The sequence below is a fragment of the Enterobacter cloacae complex sp. P47BA genome, from assembly GCF_014930485.1.
Lineage (GTDB): Bacteria > Pseudomonadota > Gammaproteobacteria > Enterobacterales > Enterobacteriaceae > Enterobacter > Enterobacter bugandensis.
Genome location: NZ_JADBRF010000010.1, coordinates 131,179 through 147,161, shown reverse-complemented (window position 1 = coordinate 147,161; position 15,983 = coordinate 131,179). Strand labels below are relative to the sequence as shown.

Here is a 15,983-nt window from a genome sequence, read left to right as displayed (position 1 = left end):
TCCATTATGCGTGTCCGCGCTCGCGCCACCAGGCGATAAGCTGCAGATAGTTGTCCCGGATGCGCGCTACCAGCTGCGCATCGTCAATATCGTGCTTCAGCCACGCGCGGGAGGCGTCGCCAAACAACGTGCGCCCCACGGCGAAGCCTTTAACCAGCGGCTGCCCCGCTGCGGCCTTGAAGCCCGCGCGCAGCTGTTCCGCCGGAGCGTCCAGACCGAGGATCACCACCCCGCGGCAGTGCGGGTCCCGGCGTTCGATAATTTCGCCGAGCGCCGTCCAGCCGTCGGCGGAAAGCGGCGGCAGCTTCCACCAGTCCGGGTAAATGCCCAGGTTGTAGAAGCGGGAAATGGCGCGCAGGTAGAGCTCGTCGCTGCGCGGCATGGTCGCGGGCAGGATCACCTCCAGCAGCAGCTCGTGCCCGGACCGGCAGCAGGCGTGGTACACCTCAGCGATTTTCTGCTCCTGCTCCAGGCGCAGGCCGTGGGCGTCTTCCGGGTGGAAGAAGACCAGGCACTTCACCACGTGCTCCTGCGGCCAGCTGATAAGCTGGGTGCCGATATTGCCGTGCTCCATCTCCAGCGGACGGGAGCCCGGCAGCTCAATGGGCCGCCCAATCCACCACCCTTCCCCGGTGATCGCGTTCAGCGCGTCCTGACCAAAGGTGCCGTCGCACAGCAGACCGGCTTTGCCCTCCAGCCCGGCGCGGCTCGCCGCCTCGCGGCTGGCCTGCAGGATCAGCTGCTTCAGCGCCGGAATGCGCTTAAGCGACGCACCGCACTGCATCGCCATATCCTCAAGCTGGCTGCGGTGATCGAAGGCCATCACGCACAGCTCCGGCCATTCGCGGCGGCGGGTGGTAACCCGGTGGAGATGGTTAAGACGCGGGTCAAGATCCGGGCGCGGCACAACCGCAGCGCGGGAGAGATAGTCATCCAGCTCGATTTTGCTAGGCATCGCCGGGGCGCAGCCGTGGCGCGAGACCACCAGCGCGCCGCAGGCATTGGCGTAGCGGCACGCCTGCTCCCAGCCCTCGTCGTTCAGGTAGCCGCGCAGCAGGCCGGACATAAACGCGTCCCCCGCCCCGAGAACGTTCAGCACCTCCACGCGCACGCCGGTCACCGTCAGGCCGTCGTCCAGCCGGGACGGAATGGCGTCGGTATAGACCGAGCAGCCCAGCGCGCCGCGCTTGCAGACCAGCGTTGCGTGACTCACGTCGCGCACCTGCCCCAGCGCCTGCAGGGTATCCGTGCTGCCGCCCGCAATGTGGAACTCCTCTTCGGTGCCGACAATGACGTCGAAGAGGTGCAGTACCTCCTGCAGCTCGCGGGTGACCTGGTCGGCGGCGATAAAGCGCGTTTCGCCGTCGCCTAAGGAGGTGAGCCCCCACAGCACCGGACGGTAGTCGATGTCCAGCACCGTGCGCACGCCGTGACGGCGGGCATAGCCCAGCGCCGTCAGCACCGCCTCACGGGTCTGCGGATGAGAAAGATGGGTCCCGGTGATGGCAAGACAACGTGCGGAGGCAATGTAGCTTTCGTCCACATCGCTGGCGGTAATCGCCATGTCCGCGCAGTTATCGCGATAAAAAATCAGAGGAAAGGTGTCCCGGTCTTTGATGCCGAGTAGCACCAGCGCCGTGAGGCGCTCTTTATCAGTAATCAGATGGCTGGTATCGCAGCCCACCTGGTTAAGCTCTTCCCGCAGGAAGCGGCCCATATGTTCATCGCCGACGCGCGCCAGCATCGATGAGCGCAGGCCCTGGCGCGCGGTGCCGTACGCCACGTTGCCGGACGAGCCGCCGAGGTATTTGGCGAAGCTCGACGCATCTTCCAGACGGGCACCAATCTGCTGGCTGTAGAGGTCTACCGCCACGCGGCCCATGCATATCACATCAAACTGCTTTTCCACGTTGAACCCTCTTCAGACAATGTCGTTCACGTTCAGCCAGCGGCCTTCCCGGTGCGAGAGCGCGATCGCGTCCAGCACGCGAGACACCTTCCAGCCCTCTTCGAAATCCGGCCACATCGGCGCGTCGGCGGCAATCCCGTCCACCAGATCGCGCACCTCCACCGTTTTTTGATCGTTAAAGCCAATCCCGTGGCCCGCCCCCATGCAGAACGCGCCGTAGTCCGGGTGCGCCGGGCCGACGAGCAGCGTGCGGAACCCCTGACGGTTCACCGGATCGTCATGCAGATAAAGCTTCAGCTCGGCCATGCGCTCCTGGGTGAAACTGATGGCACCTTTCGTCCCGGTAATGACGTACGAGAGCCCCATCTTGCGGCCGCAGGCGACGCGGGAAGTTTCAATCACGCCCTGCGCCCCGCCCGCGAAGCGCACCATAGCGTGGGCCTGATCCTCGTTTTCGACGGCAATCATCTCTGCCGATCCGGCCTTCACCGGGCGTTCCGGGACCACGATCTTCAGATCGCCGCAGACCTGCTCAATCTCCCCCACCAGGTACTGGGCCATATTGACGATATGAGCCGCGAGATCCCCCAGCGCCCCCAGTCCGGCAGTCTCTTTAAAGCAGTGCCAGTGGATGGGCGAGAGCGGGTCGGCCATATAGTCTTCGTTGTGGGTGCCGTAGAAGTGGATCACATCGCCAATCTCGCCGCGGGCGATAATCTCCTTCGCCAGCTGCGCCGTCGGGTTCTTCATGTAGTTGAACCCCACCAGCGTTTTCACCCCGGCCCGCTTCGCGGCGTCGACCATCTCGCGCGCATCGTGGGCGTTGAGCGCCAGAGGCTTCTCCGAGTAGACGTGCTTGCCGTGGCGGATCGCCTCCAGCGCCATCTCTTTATGCAGGTGGTTGGGTGAGCAAATATCCACCACGTCAATGGCCGGGTCGGCCACCAGCGCCCGCCAGTCTCCCGTTGAACGGTTAAAGCCAAACGCCCGGGCGCGCTCTGCCGCCAGCTCCGGCGTGACTTCCGCCACCATCTCGCGCACCAGCCTGCCGCGCAGGTTGAACACCGTCGGGGCCTGGGCATAGGCGATAGCGTGCGCCTTGCCGATATACCCGGTGCCAATCAATCCAATACGAACCTCTTTCATCGTGATCCTCACAGTGCGCCGCGACGGCTCTTGGCATAGGTATCGAATGCCACCGCCAGAACGATAATTAACCCGGTGATAATCTGCTGGTAGTAAGCCGAGACGTTCATCAGCACCAGGCCGTTAATCAGAATGCCCATAATGATGGAGCCGATAATGGTGCCGCCGATGCGCCCGTAGCCGCCCATCAGCGAGGTACCGCCGATCACCACCGAGGCGATAACGCGCAGCTCAAAGGAGATGCCGGCCACCGCCTCGGCGCTCCCCAGACGCGCGCTCAGGATGAAGCCCGCCAGCCCGGCCAGACAGCCGATCAGCACGTAGACGCTGACGAGCACGCGCTTGACGTTAACCCCCGCCAGGCGCGCCGCCTCCGGGTTGCCGCCGATGGCGTAGACGAAGCGGCCCCAGCGGGTTTTATGCAGCGCCAGATAGCCGCCGACGGCGACGATGGCGAAGATCCAGATCGGAATGGAGATGCCGAGCAGCTCGCCGCGTCCCCACCAGCGGTAGCCAGGGTCAAAACCGGCAATCGGCGCGCCGTCGTTGATCACCAGCGTCAGGCCGCGCCAGATGGTCATCCCGCCGAGGGTGACGATAAACGGCGGCAGACGCAGGCGGGTGACGCCCAGGCCGTGCAGGAAGCCAATCGCCGTGCCCATCGCCAGACAAATCCCCAGCCCGATCAGCCAGCTCATGCCGCCCCAGGCGTTCGGGTCGACGGTGGTGAAGTTATCGCCCTTAATGACGTACGCCGCGGTCATGGCGCACACCGCCAGAATGGAGCCCACGGAGAGGTCGATCCCGGCGGTCAGAATGACGAAGGTCATCCCCACGGCCATGATCCCGTAAATGGACACCTCGGTCAGGATGTTGAAAATGTTGCGTTCAGAGAAAAAGTTACTGTTCTGCGACTGGAAGAAGATCAGCAGCAGGATCATGAAAATCAACACCCCGAAGCGCTCGAAGAAGGCGATGGGATCGATGCGTCCGGCGCGTTTGACCGGGGCCTGCGTTTTAGAAATCATCTGCGTCATGAGAAACTCCGTTATGCCGCGTTCAGGGCGTTGTGGTTGATGGCCATCATTGTCATCAGCCGTTCTTCGTTAGCGTCGTCACCGTGGATCTCGCCGGTCACCCGGCCTTCACTGAGGGTGATGATCCGGTCAGACACCGCCATCACTTCAGGCAGATCGGAGGAGATCACGATCACCGCCACGCCCTTTTTCGCCATGTCAAACAGCACCTGGTGCACTTCCGATTTGGTCCCCACGTCAATGCCGCGCGTCGGCTCATCGACGATCAGCACCCGCGGGTTGAGCGCCATGCAGCGCGCGAGGATCACCTTCTGCTGGTTACCGCCGGAGAGCTTGCGCACCTCCTGCGCGCTGTTGACCATTTTGATCTGCAGGGCCTGCCGGTAGGACTCAATCAGATCGTCCTCTTTGCGGGTGTTCACGAACCAGCGCCACTGCAGCAGTGAGGATAGGCACGAGAGCGACAGGTTGTCGCGAATCGACAGCCCGAGCACCGCCCCCTCTTTTTTACGGTCTTCGGGCACCAGCGCCACGCCCTGGTCGAGGGCATACAGCGGGTCGCGCGGCTGGTACGGCACGCCGTCCAGCTCAAAGCTCCCGGAAGTAAAGGCGTCTGCGCCAAACAGGCAGCGGGCCACCTCGGTGCGTCCCGCGCCCACCAGCCCGGCAATGCCCAGAACTTCCCCGGCATGGACGTGGAAGCTGATGTCGTGCAGGGCGATGCCGTGCGGATCCAGCGGCGGCTTTTCGCGGCTTAGCCCCTTCACCGCCAGGCGGACAGGTTTGTCTTGATGATGGGTTTCGCTGGCGGGGCGACGGTTAAAGGCCACGTCGCGCCCGACCATCAGGCGGATCAGCTGTTCGACGTTGGTCTCCGCCACCGCACCGGTACCGGTGAAGCGGCCGTCCTGAAATACGGTGAAGCGATCGCAGAGCTGGAAAACTTCGTGCAGGCGGTGGGTAACGTAAATAATGCTCACGCCGCGGTTTTTAAGCTCCCGCACCACGCGGTGCAGGCTTTCCACCTCGCTGTCGCTCAGCGCGGCGGAAGGTTCGTCCATGATGATCAGGCGGGCGTTGAGGGTCAGCGCCCTGGCGATCTCCACCATCTGCTGCTGGGCCACGCTCAGGCGGGCGACCGGGGTGGTCGGTGCCACGTTCAGCTGCAGATAGTCGAGAATGACCTGCGCCTCCTGATTGACCGCCTTTTCGTCGACGATCAGGTTACGTTTACGCGGCTCGCGCCCGAGAAACATGTTTTCCGCGACGGTCATGTTGGGCAGCAGGTTGAATTCCTGATAGATGGTGATAATGCCCTTGTTCTGCCGTTCCACCGGAGAGTCGTCCACCGGCAGCATTTCGCCGTTGAACCAGATATCCCCGCGGGTTTGCGGCTGCGCGCCCGCAAGCGCCTTCAGCAGCGTGGATTTTCCCGCTCCGTTTTCCCCCAGCAGGGCGTGGATCTCCCCCGCGCCGACGGTCAGCTGGGCGCTGCTTAGCGCCCAGACGCCGGAAAAGCTTTTTGCCAGGTCGGTCACTTTCAGTAAGGGTTGCGACATCGGTCTGCTCCTCCTCATGTTGAGCCGCCAGAGGCGGCTCGGGACATATCAGTTACCGGCCTCACCGATACGCTCAGCCTGCTGCAGGTTCTCTTTGGTGATAAGCGTTGGCGGGTAGTCGGCCCCGGTGATGGCTTTCTTCTCGCGCACGTTGGCCACCAGCTGGCTCATCGCCGTCTGCACCGCAAAGCCCGGACGCTGATCCGCCGTTACCGCCAGCCAGCCGTCGCGCACGCGGGCCAGCGCTTCCGGTACCGCATCAAAGCCGGTCACGAGGATTTCACCCGGCTTCACGCCCTGGCTCTGCAGGGCTTCAATCGCGCCCAGCGCCATATCGTCGTTGGCGGAGAGGATCACCTGCGGGCGTTTCGGTAGCGAAGGCAGGACGCTTTCGACGATGCGCATCCCTTCAGAACGCATCCAGTTGCCAGTCTGATCGGCGACGATCTTGTACTTATCCCCGCCCGCCTTCAGGCTGTCGCGGATCCCTTTGGTGCGTTCAATATTGGAGGAGGAGCCCGGCTGGCCGGTGAGCAGGATGATCTCTGCCCCGTCGGGGAATTTGGTTTTGACGAAGTCGCCAATCGCCTGGCCGCCTTTGTAGTTGTTGGCGCCAAAGTGGGGCACTTTCTTCTGGCTGTCGACGGAGCGGTCAAGGGTGACCACCGGCAGCTTTGCATCCTGAATTTCATCCACCGCGCTGGAGACCGCGTTCACGTCGTTCGGGGAGACGATAAAGCCCTGCGCCCCGCGGGTGATGGCGTTTTCCAGGTCAGCCACCTGCTTCGGTGAGCTGCCCTGCCCGTCCAGTACCTGAAGCTTCACGCCCATCTCTTTCGCGGCTTTCACCGCCGTGCGCTGCATGTGAACCTCAAACGGCATGGCCAGGTTTGGCGTACTGAAAACAATCTGCTCGTTTTCGGCGAGGGCGGCCCCGGACGTCATGGCGATGAGGGCGGCTAAGATCAGTTTTTTCATTATTATGTCTCTCTGTGTAGGGTTGTTGTGTTTAGAGGACGATCTCGCGCTGGCTACGCAGCGACTCCAGCGCTTTATCCGCGAGGTACAGCGCACGTTCACCATCATCGCCGCTGCAGTCAGGCACCGCTTCGCCGCGCAGGACCGCAACAAAGTGTTCCCATTCCGCGGCGTAAGCGGATTTGTAGCGCTGCAGGAAAAAGTGTTCCGGCAGCGCGCTGGTGCAGCCCTCTTTGCCGTAGTGCTGCACCTGGTTTTCCAGAATATTGCCGGCGCACAGCAGCCCTTCGGAGCCGTGCAGCTCCAGGCGCTGGTCGTAGCCGTAAGAGGAGCGGCGGCTGTTGACGATGGTCGCCATCGCGCCGGAGGCATATTTCAGAACGATAAACGCGGTATCGATATCCCCCGCCTCGCCAATCGCCGGATCCACCAGGTTACTGCCCTGGGCATACACCGACACCGGCTCTTCGCCCATGATGAAACGGGCCATGTCGAAGTCGTGAATGGTCATATCGCGGAACATGCCGCCGGAGACGCGCACGTACTCCGCGGGCGGCGGAGACGGGTCGCGGGAGATGATCAGCAACGATTCCGGCTTGCCGATGCGTCCGGCCTGGGCATCGGTTTTCACGCGGCGGAACTGCGGGTCAAAGCGGCGGTTAAAGCCGATGAACAGCGGCACGTCGTACTCTTTAACCACTTTCAGGCAGTCGCGCACGCGGGCGAGGTCGAGGTGTACCGGCTTTTCGCAGAAGATAGCCTTGCCGTGGCGGGCGGCCATTTCAATCAGATCCGCGTGGGTGTCGGTGGCGGAGGCGATCAGCACGGCGTGAACGTTAGGGTCGGTCATCGCCTCATCCACGCTCTGCTGGCGGGCCTGATACTGTGCGGCGAGACGGGTGGCAAATTCCTGATTCGGGTCAACCACGGACCAGAGCGTGGTCGCGCCGTGGCTGGCGATGTTAGCTGCATGTACCTGGCCAATTCGGCCAGCGCCCAGTAAAGCAATGTTAAACATAACGGCTCCCGGTGTTGGTGAATGCTGTGAACTAACGACCCTATAAATAAAACATTTATTTCATTTTTATAAATAGTGAAAATTATGTTTTTGAGTGCGGGTTAACACTTTTGAGATGAATGAGATAAATTTTGTTATCAATCTCACAACATGGCAGTAGGGATACCCCTCTATTGCAAAGGGGCGAGGGAGAAAAAACCGCACCGTTCCGTCCCCCTCTCCCTGTGGGAGAGGGTTAGGGTGAGGGGAAAAAGAAAAATGAAATGAAAATTTCGTTACGGCGGAAAATCTTAATACTGACGGGCTTTTTTCACCTGCGCCTGGGTTTGCTCAGCGGCCTCACGCACGGCAGACGACTCTGCCACCTGCGCGTCACCGGTTCGCCACCACGAGGCGTAGTCATGGGTCATGGTCTTCGGCAGCACCTTGATGTCCAGCAGCGTGGGGCCAGGATGCGCGCGTGACGCCTCAAGCGCCGCCCGCAGGCTCTGCTCGTCGTTCACCCGCCACGCGCGACAGCCGTAGCTTTCCGCGTTTTGCGCAAAATCGACTTTCACCAGCGGCCCGTCAAGCCGCCCGGTTTCCGGGTTGCGATGACGGTTTTCCGTGCCAAAGCTGCCCATGCCGTGCCCCATCTGCAGGTTGTTGATGCAGCCGAAGCTGGCGTTATCAAACAGCAGAACGGTGACCTTAATGCCCTCCTGCACCGCGGTTTGCAGCTCGGAGTGCAGCATCATGTAGGAGCCATCCCCCACCATGGCGTAAACCGGCTGCTCGGGGCGGGCGAGCTTCGCGCCGATGGCCGCCGCAATCTCGTAGCCCATGCAGGAGTAGCCGTACTCCAGGTGATAGCTGTCCGGCGTTTTGACCTGCCAGAGGCGCTGTAAATCTCCCGGCAGCGAACCGGCCGCGCCCACCACGATGGCGTTATCTTCCACATGCTGATTGATCAGCCCCAGCACCCGCGTCTGGGTCAGGCGGGTATTGAGCGTCTCGCCGTATTCCGCCAGCTGCGCGTCCAGATGCCCCGCCACTTCGGGCGCGTCGTCAGGGTGCCACTGGCGATCCCAGAGGCGGCGGCATTCATCGCGCCACGCGGATTTCGCCTGGGCGATCGCCTCTCCCCAGCCGCTGCGATACTCGCCGAGCGCGTGGGTTAAGGCCTGGAGCCCGGTTTGGGCATCGGCAATCAGCGCGATGGCGTCCAGCTTCAGGGCGTCAAACTCGGCCACGTTCAGCAGCAGGAATTCGACGTCAGGGTGGGAAAAGAGCGCCTTGGAGCCGGTGGTAAAGTCGGTCAGGCGCGTGCCGACGCCAATCACTAAGTCAGCCTGTGGCGCGAGCTGGTTGGCGGCCATTCCGCCCGTCACTCCTACGCCGCCGAGGTTAAGTGGGTGGTCACTTACCAGCGCCCCCTTCCCGGCCTGCGTTTCGGCAAACGGCAGCTGCAGCGTCTCGACAAATTCGCGAAACGCCTCATGCGCGCCGGAGTAGCGCACGCCGCCGCCGCACACCACCAGCGGACGGCGCTTGCGGGCGATCAGCGCCCGCGCCTGCGCCAGTCGCTGCGGATCGGGCGGACGGCGTTCGATGTGGTGCACCCGACGCGCGAAGAAGCTTAGCGGGTAGTCCCACGCTTCCCCCTGCACGTCCTGCGGCAGACAGAGGGTCACCGCTCCGGTATCTGCGGGGTCAGTAAGCGTTCGCATCGCGCTTAGCATGGCGCTCATGAGCTGCTCGGGGCGGTTGATGCGGTCCCAGTAGCGGGAAACCGGACGGAAGCAGTCGTTGGTGCTGATGCTGAGATCGTGATACTGCTCGATCTGCTGCAGCACCGGGTCCGGCTGGCGGCTGGCGTAGATATCGCCCGGCAGCAGTAAAAGCGGGATGCGGTTCGCCGTGGCGGTGGCCGCTGCCGTGACCATATTGGCGGCGCCCGGCCCGACTGAGGAGGTGACGGCAAAAATGCGCTGGCGGCGGTGCTGTTTGGCGAATCCCGTCGCCATGTGGGCGATGCCCTGCTCGTTGCACCCCTGCATGATTTTCAGATGACCGGGATCCTGCTCCAGCGCCTGGCCAATACCCAGCACGTTGCCGTGCCCAAAGATCGTCGCCACGCCCTCCACGAAGGGCGTTTCGTTGCCGTCAACGCTGACGTACTGTTGATTCAGGAACCGGACCAGCGCCTGGGCCATGGTCATACGTTCGGTTTGCATAATGCCTCCTGTCAGCCCAGCGTCGGCATGGAGAACGCAGCGCCTGTCTCCTGCTGCATTTCCGGCCAGCGCGCGGTGATGGTTTTCATTCGGGTGTAGAAACGCACGCCGTCGTTGCCGTGCACGTTGAGCGCGCCGAAGATGGAACGCTTCCAGCCACCGAAACTGTGGAATGCCATCGGCACCGGGATCGGCACGTTGACCCCCACCATGCCCGCCTGCACCTCTTCGCAGAAGCGGCGCGCGCAGCCGCCGTCGCGGGTGAAGATCGCCGAGCCATTACCATATTCATGGCGGTTAATGAGGTCCACCGCGCTGGCGTAATCTGCTACACGCACCACAGAAAGCACCGGGCCAAAAATCTCTTCTTTATAGATGGTCATCTCCGGGGTGACGTTATCGAACAGCGTCGGCCCGACGAAGTAGCCCTGCTCGTGGCCCTTCACGCTGAAGCCGCGCCCGTCCACGCGCAATTTCGCCCCCTGCGCTTCCCCGCTGTCGATATAGCCCAGCACCTTGCTGCGGTGCGCGGAGGAGATGAGCGGCCCCATTTCGTTTTCCGGCGACTGGTCCAGGCCCGGCCCGACGCGCAGCGCGGCAATCTGTTTTTCCAGCCGGGCGCAGAGGTCATCGGCGGTGTTATCCCCCACTGCCAGCACCACCGAGAGCGCCATGCAGCGTTCCCCCGCCGCGCCGTAGGCCGCGCCCATGATGGCGTTGGTCGCCATCTCCATGTCGGCATCCGGCATGAGAATGCAGTGATTTTTCGCGCCGCCCAGCGCCTGACAGCGTTTCCCGTGGGCGGACGCGGTCTGGTAAATGTACTCCGCAATCGGCGTGGAGCCGACAAAGCTCACCGCCTGCACGCGCGGGTCGGTCAGGAGGACGTCAACGGACTCTTTATCCCCCTGCACCACGTTGAAGACGCCGTCCGGCAGGCCTGCCTCTTTTAGCAGCTGCGCCAGCGCGAGCGCCAGCGAAGGGTCTTTTTCCGACGGTTTCAGCACGAAGGTGTTGCCGGTCGCCAGCGCAATCGGGAACATCCACATCGGCACCATCGCCGGGAAGTTAAACGGCGTGATCCCGACGCAGACGCCGAGCGGCTGCATCAGCGAGTGGCTGTCAACGCCGGTGCCGACGTTCGCAGAGTGTTCACCCTTTTGCAGATGCGGAATACCGCAGGCAAATTCCACCACTTCCAGGCCGCGGGTCAGTTCGCCCACCGCGTCGGAGAAGACCTTGCCGTGCTCTTCGCTGATTAGGCGGGCCAGACGATCCATGTTCTCCTCCAGCAGCGCCTTGAAGCGGAACATCACGCGCGCGCGCTTAAGCGGAGCATGACGCACCCACGCCGGAAACGCCTGCTGCGCGGCGGCGATCGCCTGCTCCGTTTCCTGTGCCGTACTCATCACCACCTGGCGGATCTGCTCGCCGGTGGCCGGGTTGAAGATCGCCTGAACGCGCTGGCCTGAACCGGTGACACATTCGCCGTGAATAAAATTCGCTACCGTCTCCATCCTTAACCTCTCGCTGTTGATACGTGACTGTGACCTGAACACTGTGTACTGACCACTATATATGAAACAAATATTCCATTTTAAGTTGAAATAAAATAAATGATGATTATTGTGATCAAGAATGGATTTTTATGTTAACAGCCAACAACACTGACGCAGCGTGCGCTATTAAGGGCTTTCGGGCGAGGAAATGACTGAAGTTTCTGTTTCATTTTTGCTGCCAGATGGATGGCCGACATTTAAAAGACGCGGTTTTGCGTTTAGAATCATCAGACTGTATTAGGGGGATATGATGACGACAGCAACCAGCCTGAACGAACTGCAGCAGCAAATCCGCGATCGCTACGATAGCCTGAGCAAGAGGCTGCAGCAGGTCTCCCGCTACGTGCTGGATAACACCAACAGCGTGGCCTTTGATACGGTTGCCGTCATTGCCGAGCGCGCCGACGTGCCGCCCTCGACGCTGATCCGCTTTGCCAACGCCTTTGACTTCACCGGCTTCAACGAAATGAAACAGCTGTTTCGCATGAACCTGGTGGAGGAGACCGCCAGCTACAGCGACCGCGCCCGGCTGTTCCGCGAGATGGAGAGCGAGGCCGTGCCGGAAACGCCGCTCGATATCCTGCAGGAGTTCGCCCGCTCGAACGCGCAGGCGCTGCAGCAGCTGGCCGCCCGCGCCGAACCGGAAATGCTGGAGCGCGCGGTACAGCTGCTGGCCGACGCCGACACCATCTACATCGCCGGGCTGCGCCGCTCCTTTAGCGTCGCGGCGTACCTCACCTATGCCTTGAGCCATCTGGAATGCCGCCCTATCCTGCTCGACGGCATGGGCGGGATGCTGCGCGAGCAAATCAGCCGCATTAAGGCGCGCGACATCGTGGTGTCGATCAGCTTCTCGCCATACGCGGAAGAGACGGTGATGGTCAGCGAAACCGCCGCCAGCGTCGGCGCCCGGCAGATCGTGATTACGGACAGCCAGATAAGCCCGCTGGCAACGTTCAGCGATCTCTGCTTTGTGGTGAAAGAGGCACAGGTGGATGCGTTCCGGTCTCAGTCGGCAACGCTGTGCCTGGTGCAGTCGCTGGTGGTGGCGCTGGCGTATAGGTTGGGTGAAAAGTAAATTCCGCTGACAAAATGATATAAAAAAAGCCCCTCATTTTAAAGGGGCGAAATTTTAATCGCAAACTTAACGTCTGAATTAAACGAAAAAAGAATGCATTAATTATTATCGTATTTTACATCCACATAACTCATCTTTCAGAAAAATTTGAAAGAATATTGCACCTTTGCTTTATAATTTCCAATTCAGATTTGGAAGCACCTGTCCTATTAATCCAAACATCAAAAAAATTAATTAGTGTCAAAATATTTTTTCTTATTCTACTAACTATCGTTTTACAATCTAAAGCAACTTGGGTTGGACAACCATTCATCTTTGGAATGCAATCAAGTACCATTGCAGCCACCAGAGCTGTAAAGATCACTGCCTCTTCATCCATATGAGGTTTTACGGGATCAAATCCGACCTCAGAAATATAAGCGTCAACCGAAAGTATAGAAGGATGGATAAATTGAGAGGAAAGAGTATAAAAATAATCAAAAAATTCAATATCTTCATTACATTTTGAGCTAGCAGCCATTCTATAGTTTGAAATTTGGTCTGGATATTCCTCACCAGTTATGACATTCACTTTTATACGTCTATTTTCTTTACCATTATCGTTTTTTTTATATTCATATGCGCCATTTTTCATCCCCACAACAGCATCGACTAACGTAAAAATAGCTTTTGGCTCATGCTGAACAACGAGTATATGTAAGTAACTTTCATAAATCGTCCTTGTTAATTTAATTATATCCTCAGAGAATTGCTTCTCCTTCAAAGTATATATAGTTCGCAATGTCTTATGGGCACGACAAACACATAGAGCTTGATATTGTTCAACTGACAACATGCTTAATTCATCGTTTTTCGAATAAAGAAGTGAGTTTAGGAATTTATCATTTGCTAGGCCCATAGCAAAAATCGTACATTCAATATCTTCTGAAAGAGAATTTAGAATTTCATCAAATTTTCGAGAATCTTCAGAATCAGCAGGATCTCCGCCATATTGATTGTACTCATCAATAGCATTATCCCATTCCTGCAATACTTTCCCTGTATATTTATCAAGATTTTCTTCGGCAAGAAGATACCCTGTCTTTTTATATGCATAAATAATTGCTGGATTAATCCCTGCTTTATGCATCGCCTCCACACCGTCTCTTGTCACATCTCTTTCAGAAAAAAGATAGCGTCCAAGAAAAAGCGGATCTTCTTCTCCTGGTTCTCTTTCGAAAACCCTAATAAAGTGATTTTTACATTCATCAAATATATAAACCATTTCCTCATTCAAAGGCATTTTTATTGTATAAGAATCATCATTATCTTCTACAAATTCAAAATTTTTACTTTTACAACAATTCTTAAAATTTATACCAGAACCACAAGGACAAAGTTTTTTCGACTCTTTATTTCCCATAGCAACCTGACTAACTAGTAAATTTTTTAGGCTGAGTAGATTAGACGATTTAATTTTAGTTCATAAAAAAACCCTCTATAAATAGAGGGTTTTAAAAGGTTTTATTCCCACTCAATTATTTACGGCTCGCATAACCAATTGACTGATAACAACTTTCCGCAAACTGATTTTCACCGTACCGTTTTATATACCGTCACCGGAAATCAGTGCCCCACTTTCAGGGAGTCGTACTGTCGCTCGCATGTGAGTCCTGCAGACCGATATCGCTCAGCCTCTTCTGCTGCTGCGATGTAAGATCGGTTGCTTTCTTCAAGCATGTCGGCGAGCACACCGATGACCTTGCTGGCTGGCGTGCCAGCGGGGAAAGATCCGGTATAGTGTTCGGCGAGTCGCTTGGTTTTGTCAAGCTCGGCGCGCAGGCCGTCAGCAGCGGTATTAGCATGCTCAGCATCAACACGCGCCACATCGATACGGGATTGTGCTTCACGTTCAATTTGTGTTTTCTCCTGATCACGTTGTGACCTGGCCTTATCATCAGCCTGTTTCTGATCTGCCTTGGCCTGCGCATACCCGGCATCGTACTGGCGGCTGCCGTGCACATTCCAGGCTACTCTGCCGCCAATTACCAGAGCAGCAAGCATCACCACGATAAGCAACTGTTTCCAATACGCTTTGACGAATGCCCAGATCATACCGCCAGCACCTTACTGGCAGTGATATATCGCGCGCGCCGGTCTTCTATACCGTTTTGGCCGCCATTGATGATCTGCGTGACGCGCACCAGGTCACCGGTGTACTTCATGCAGCCTTTGGTGGCGAAGAACCACGCCGCGCTGCGGGCCGCATATTCGTCCTGCGCCAGCAGCTCAGGCTGGCTAACCAGCTCAACTTTGAGCCCGTTGCCGCAGTCGCGATAATTGTTCAGGCCGGTGATCTGGATAAGCCCGCGCCCGCGGTAGAACCAGCCATCAGTCGGCCCGTTATTTCCCATGCGTTTGCTGTACACCAGGTTGGCGATCGCACGCTGCCGCTCCAGCGGTAACGATGGTTCACCGGCACGGCGGCCAAGCGCGTTAGCCTGGCCCTGGGTGAGTCTGCCAGCACGGACGAATCCTGCCAGCCCGGTAACGCTGTAGTTAAAGTTCTCCTGCAGCCTGGTGAAACCAGTCGACTCATGCCCAACCTGCGCGATAAACATCGCCTGGTGCCGCGGTTGATCGATGCCAAACTCTTTCATGGCGGCGGTGATATGCAGATACCAGCGCGCGGCCAGCACCTCACTGATACCAGCTGCACGCTGGAATTGGTTAATGTCCATGCTGGGACCTCGTTATCTTGAAGATTTGCACTACGTTCCCTTTTGTCTTGATGAGCGCAGCCAGGAACACGGCCTTGATGATGACTTCTGACCAGTCGGCGCTGACGTAGTACCCGTAGAAAGTCCGGATAGGAACGCTGGCAGCCACGACGATCAGGATGTAGGCGAGCCATCCACCCCACCAGCGATGGCGTGACCCGTCACGGCGAAAAAGCAAGACTCGGATTGCAATGCCGCCGCAGATAGCGGCGTTTAGGATGAGCTCAGGACTGGTCATCGTCTTTTCTCCCCGGGATCAGGTCGCGCGGATTTTCAGAACGGTGATACAGCCAGATGCCAATGCGGACAGCGACGATAGAAGAAACGAACGCCCCAGCAGAAAACACAATTCCCTTCTCGAAAGAGTCAGGTGTGATTTTCGGGATCCAGCTCGCTATTCCGATAAGCAATGTCGCTGTGGCTTTGTAGAAGAGAACTCCACATAGGTAGCTGAGGAACGCCAGCAGTAACCGACGCTTAATCGGATACTCTACTGCCGAGGTAACAAAAATTACCGCACCAGCAAGCGCACCTAACGCAACCTCTGGAGGGACACCGACGACGACAGAAGCCAGCGCACCCAGGCTAAGACCCTGATTGAGTGACTCCGTTGTCAGCGCGGTTGACATAGTGACCACCGTTTAATGTGCATAAAGAACCCCCTTAGTTGGTGAGTTCATCATACACAATAAACCATATGTGGATTAAATTTGATCGGAATGCT

The 15,983-nt window shown here is 58.5% G+C and carries 14 protein-coding genes; 1 reads left to right on the top strand and 13 read right to left on the bottom strand.

Going from position 1 to position 15,983, the window contains the following annotated elements; all coding sequences use genetic code 11:
* Positions 1-4 precede the first annotated feature (4 nt).
* From iolC to IM299_RS12255, 8 genes are all read right to left on the bottom strand, one after another.
* Entirely contained in the window at positions 5-1,909 is a 1,905-nt protein-coding gene (iolC, locus tag IM299_RS12290) for a 5-dehydro-2-deoxygluconokinase (RefSeq protein ID WP_193357563.1), read from the bottom strand.
* Positions 1,910-1,921: 12 nt separating this feature from the next.
* The gene (locus IM299_RS12285; protein WP_193357562.1) at positions 1,922-3,055 is read right to left on the bottom strand and encodes a Gfo/Idh/MocA family protein; all 1,134 of its coding nucleotides are present in this window, start codon (positions 3,053-3,055) and stop codon (positions 1,922-1,924) included.
* An 8-nt stretch (positions 3,056-3,063) separates the two neighbouring features.
* Positions 3,064-4,092: an ABC transporter permease gene (locus IM299_RS12280; protein WP_028014045.1), complete on the bottom strand. Its 1,029-nt coding sequence runs from the start codon at positions 4,090-4,092 to the stop codon at positions 3,064-3,066.
* An 11-nt stretch (positions 4,093-4,103) separates the two neighbouring features.
* Positions 4,104-5,651, bottom strand: a complete 1,548-nt coding sequence (locus IM299_RS12275; RefSeq protein ID WP_048957773.1) for a sugar ABC transporter ATP-binding protein — start codon at positions 5,649-5,651, stop codon at positions 4,104-4,106.
* A 48-nt stretch (positions 5,652-5,699) separates the two neighbouring features.
* Positions 5,700-6,629, bottom strand: coding sequence for a sugar ABC transporter substrate-binding protein (locus tag IM299_RS12270; protein ID WP_041908742.1), 930 nt, complete (start codon positions 6,627-6,629; stop codon positions 5,700-5,702).
* Between the two features lie 31 nt (positions 6,630-6,660).
* Positions 6,661-7,647, bottom strand: coding sequence for an inositol 2-dehydrogenase (gene iolG, locus IM299_RS12265; RefSeq protein WP_041908740.1), 987 nt, complete (start codon positions 7,645-7,647; stop codon positions 6,661-6,663).
* Between the two features lie 290 nt (positions 7,648-7,937).
* Positions 7,938-9,863, bottom strand: a complete 1,926-nt coding sequence (gene iolD / locus IM299_RS12260; protein ID WP_048957772.1) for a 3D-(3,5/4)-trihydroxycyclohexane-1,2-dione acylhydrolase (decyclizing) — start codon at positions 9,861-9,863, stop codon at positions 7,938-7,940.
* Between the two features lie 11 nt (positions 9,864-9,874).
* On the bottom strand, positions 9,875-11,380 hold the full coding sequence (locus IM299_RS12255) for a CoA-acylating methylmalonate-semialdehyde dehydrogenase (RefSeq protein ID WP_193357561.1): 1,506 nt from the start codon (positions 11,378-11,380) through the stop codon (positions 9,875-9,877).
* Between the two features lie 292 nt (positions 11,381-11,672).
* Here IM299_RS12255 and IM299_RS12250 point away from each other — a divergent pair, with 292 nt between their 5' ends.
* A complete protein-coding gene (locus tag IM299_RS12250) occupies positions 11,673-12,500 on the top strand; it encodes a MurR/RpiR family transcriptional regulator (protein WP_193357570.1) in 828 nt (275 codons plus the stop codon).
* 130 nt (positions 12,501-12,630) lie between these two features.
* On the opposite strand, the gene IM299_RS12245 is transcribed toward IM299_RS12250, so the two are convergent.
* From IM299_RS12245 to IM299_RS12225, 5 genes are all read right to left on the bottom strand, one after another.
* Positions 12,631-13,902, bottom strand: a complete 1,272-nt coding sequence (locus tag IM299_RS12245; protein WP_193357560.1) for a DUF5677 domain-containing protein — start codon at positions 13,900-13,902, stop codon at positions 12,631-12,633.
* A 203-nt stretch (positions 13,903-14,105) separates the two neighbouring features.
* Positions 14,106-14,594: a DUF2514 family protein gene (locus IM299_RS12240; RefSeq protein ID WP_193357559.1), complete on the bottom strand. Its 489-nt coding sequence runs from the start codon at positions 14,592-14,594 to the stop codon at positions 14,106-14,108.
* On the bottom strand, positions 14,591-15,220 hold the full coding sequence (locus tag IM299_RS12235; protein WP_193357558.1) for a glycoside hydrolase family 19 protein: 630 nt from the start codon (positions 15,218-15,220) through the stop codon (positions 14,591-14,593). Before IM299_RS12235 ends, IM299_RS12240 begins: the two co-directional genes overlap by 4 nt.
* Entirely contained in the window at positions 15,210-15,497 is a 288-nt protein-coding gene (locus IM299_RS12230) for a phage holin family protein (protein ID WP_193357557.1), read from the bottom strand. The genes IM299_RS12235 and IM299_RS12230 overlap by 11 nt, the downstream gene beginning before the upstream one ends.
* Positions 15,484-15,888, bottom strand: coding sequence for a putative holin (locus IM299_RS12225; RefSeq protein ID WP_193357556.1), 405 nt, complete (start codon positions 15,886-15,888; stop codon positions 15,484-15,486). Before IM299_RS12225 ends, IM299_RS12230 begins: the two co-directional genes overlap by 14 nt.
* Positions 15,889-15,983: the final 95 nt, after the last annotated feature.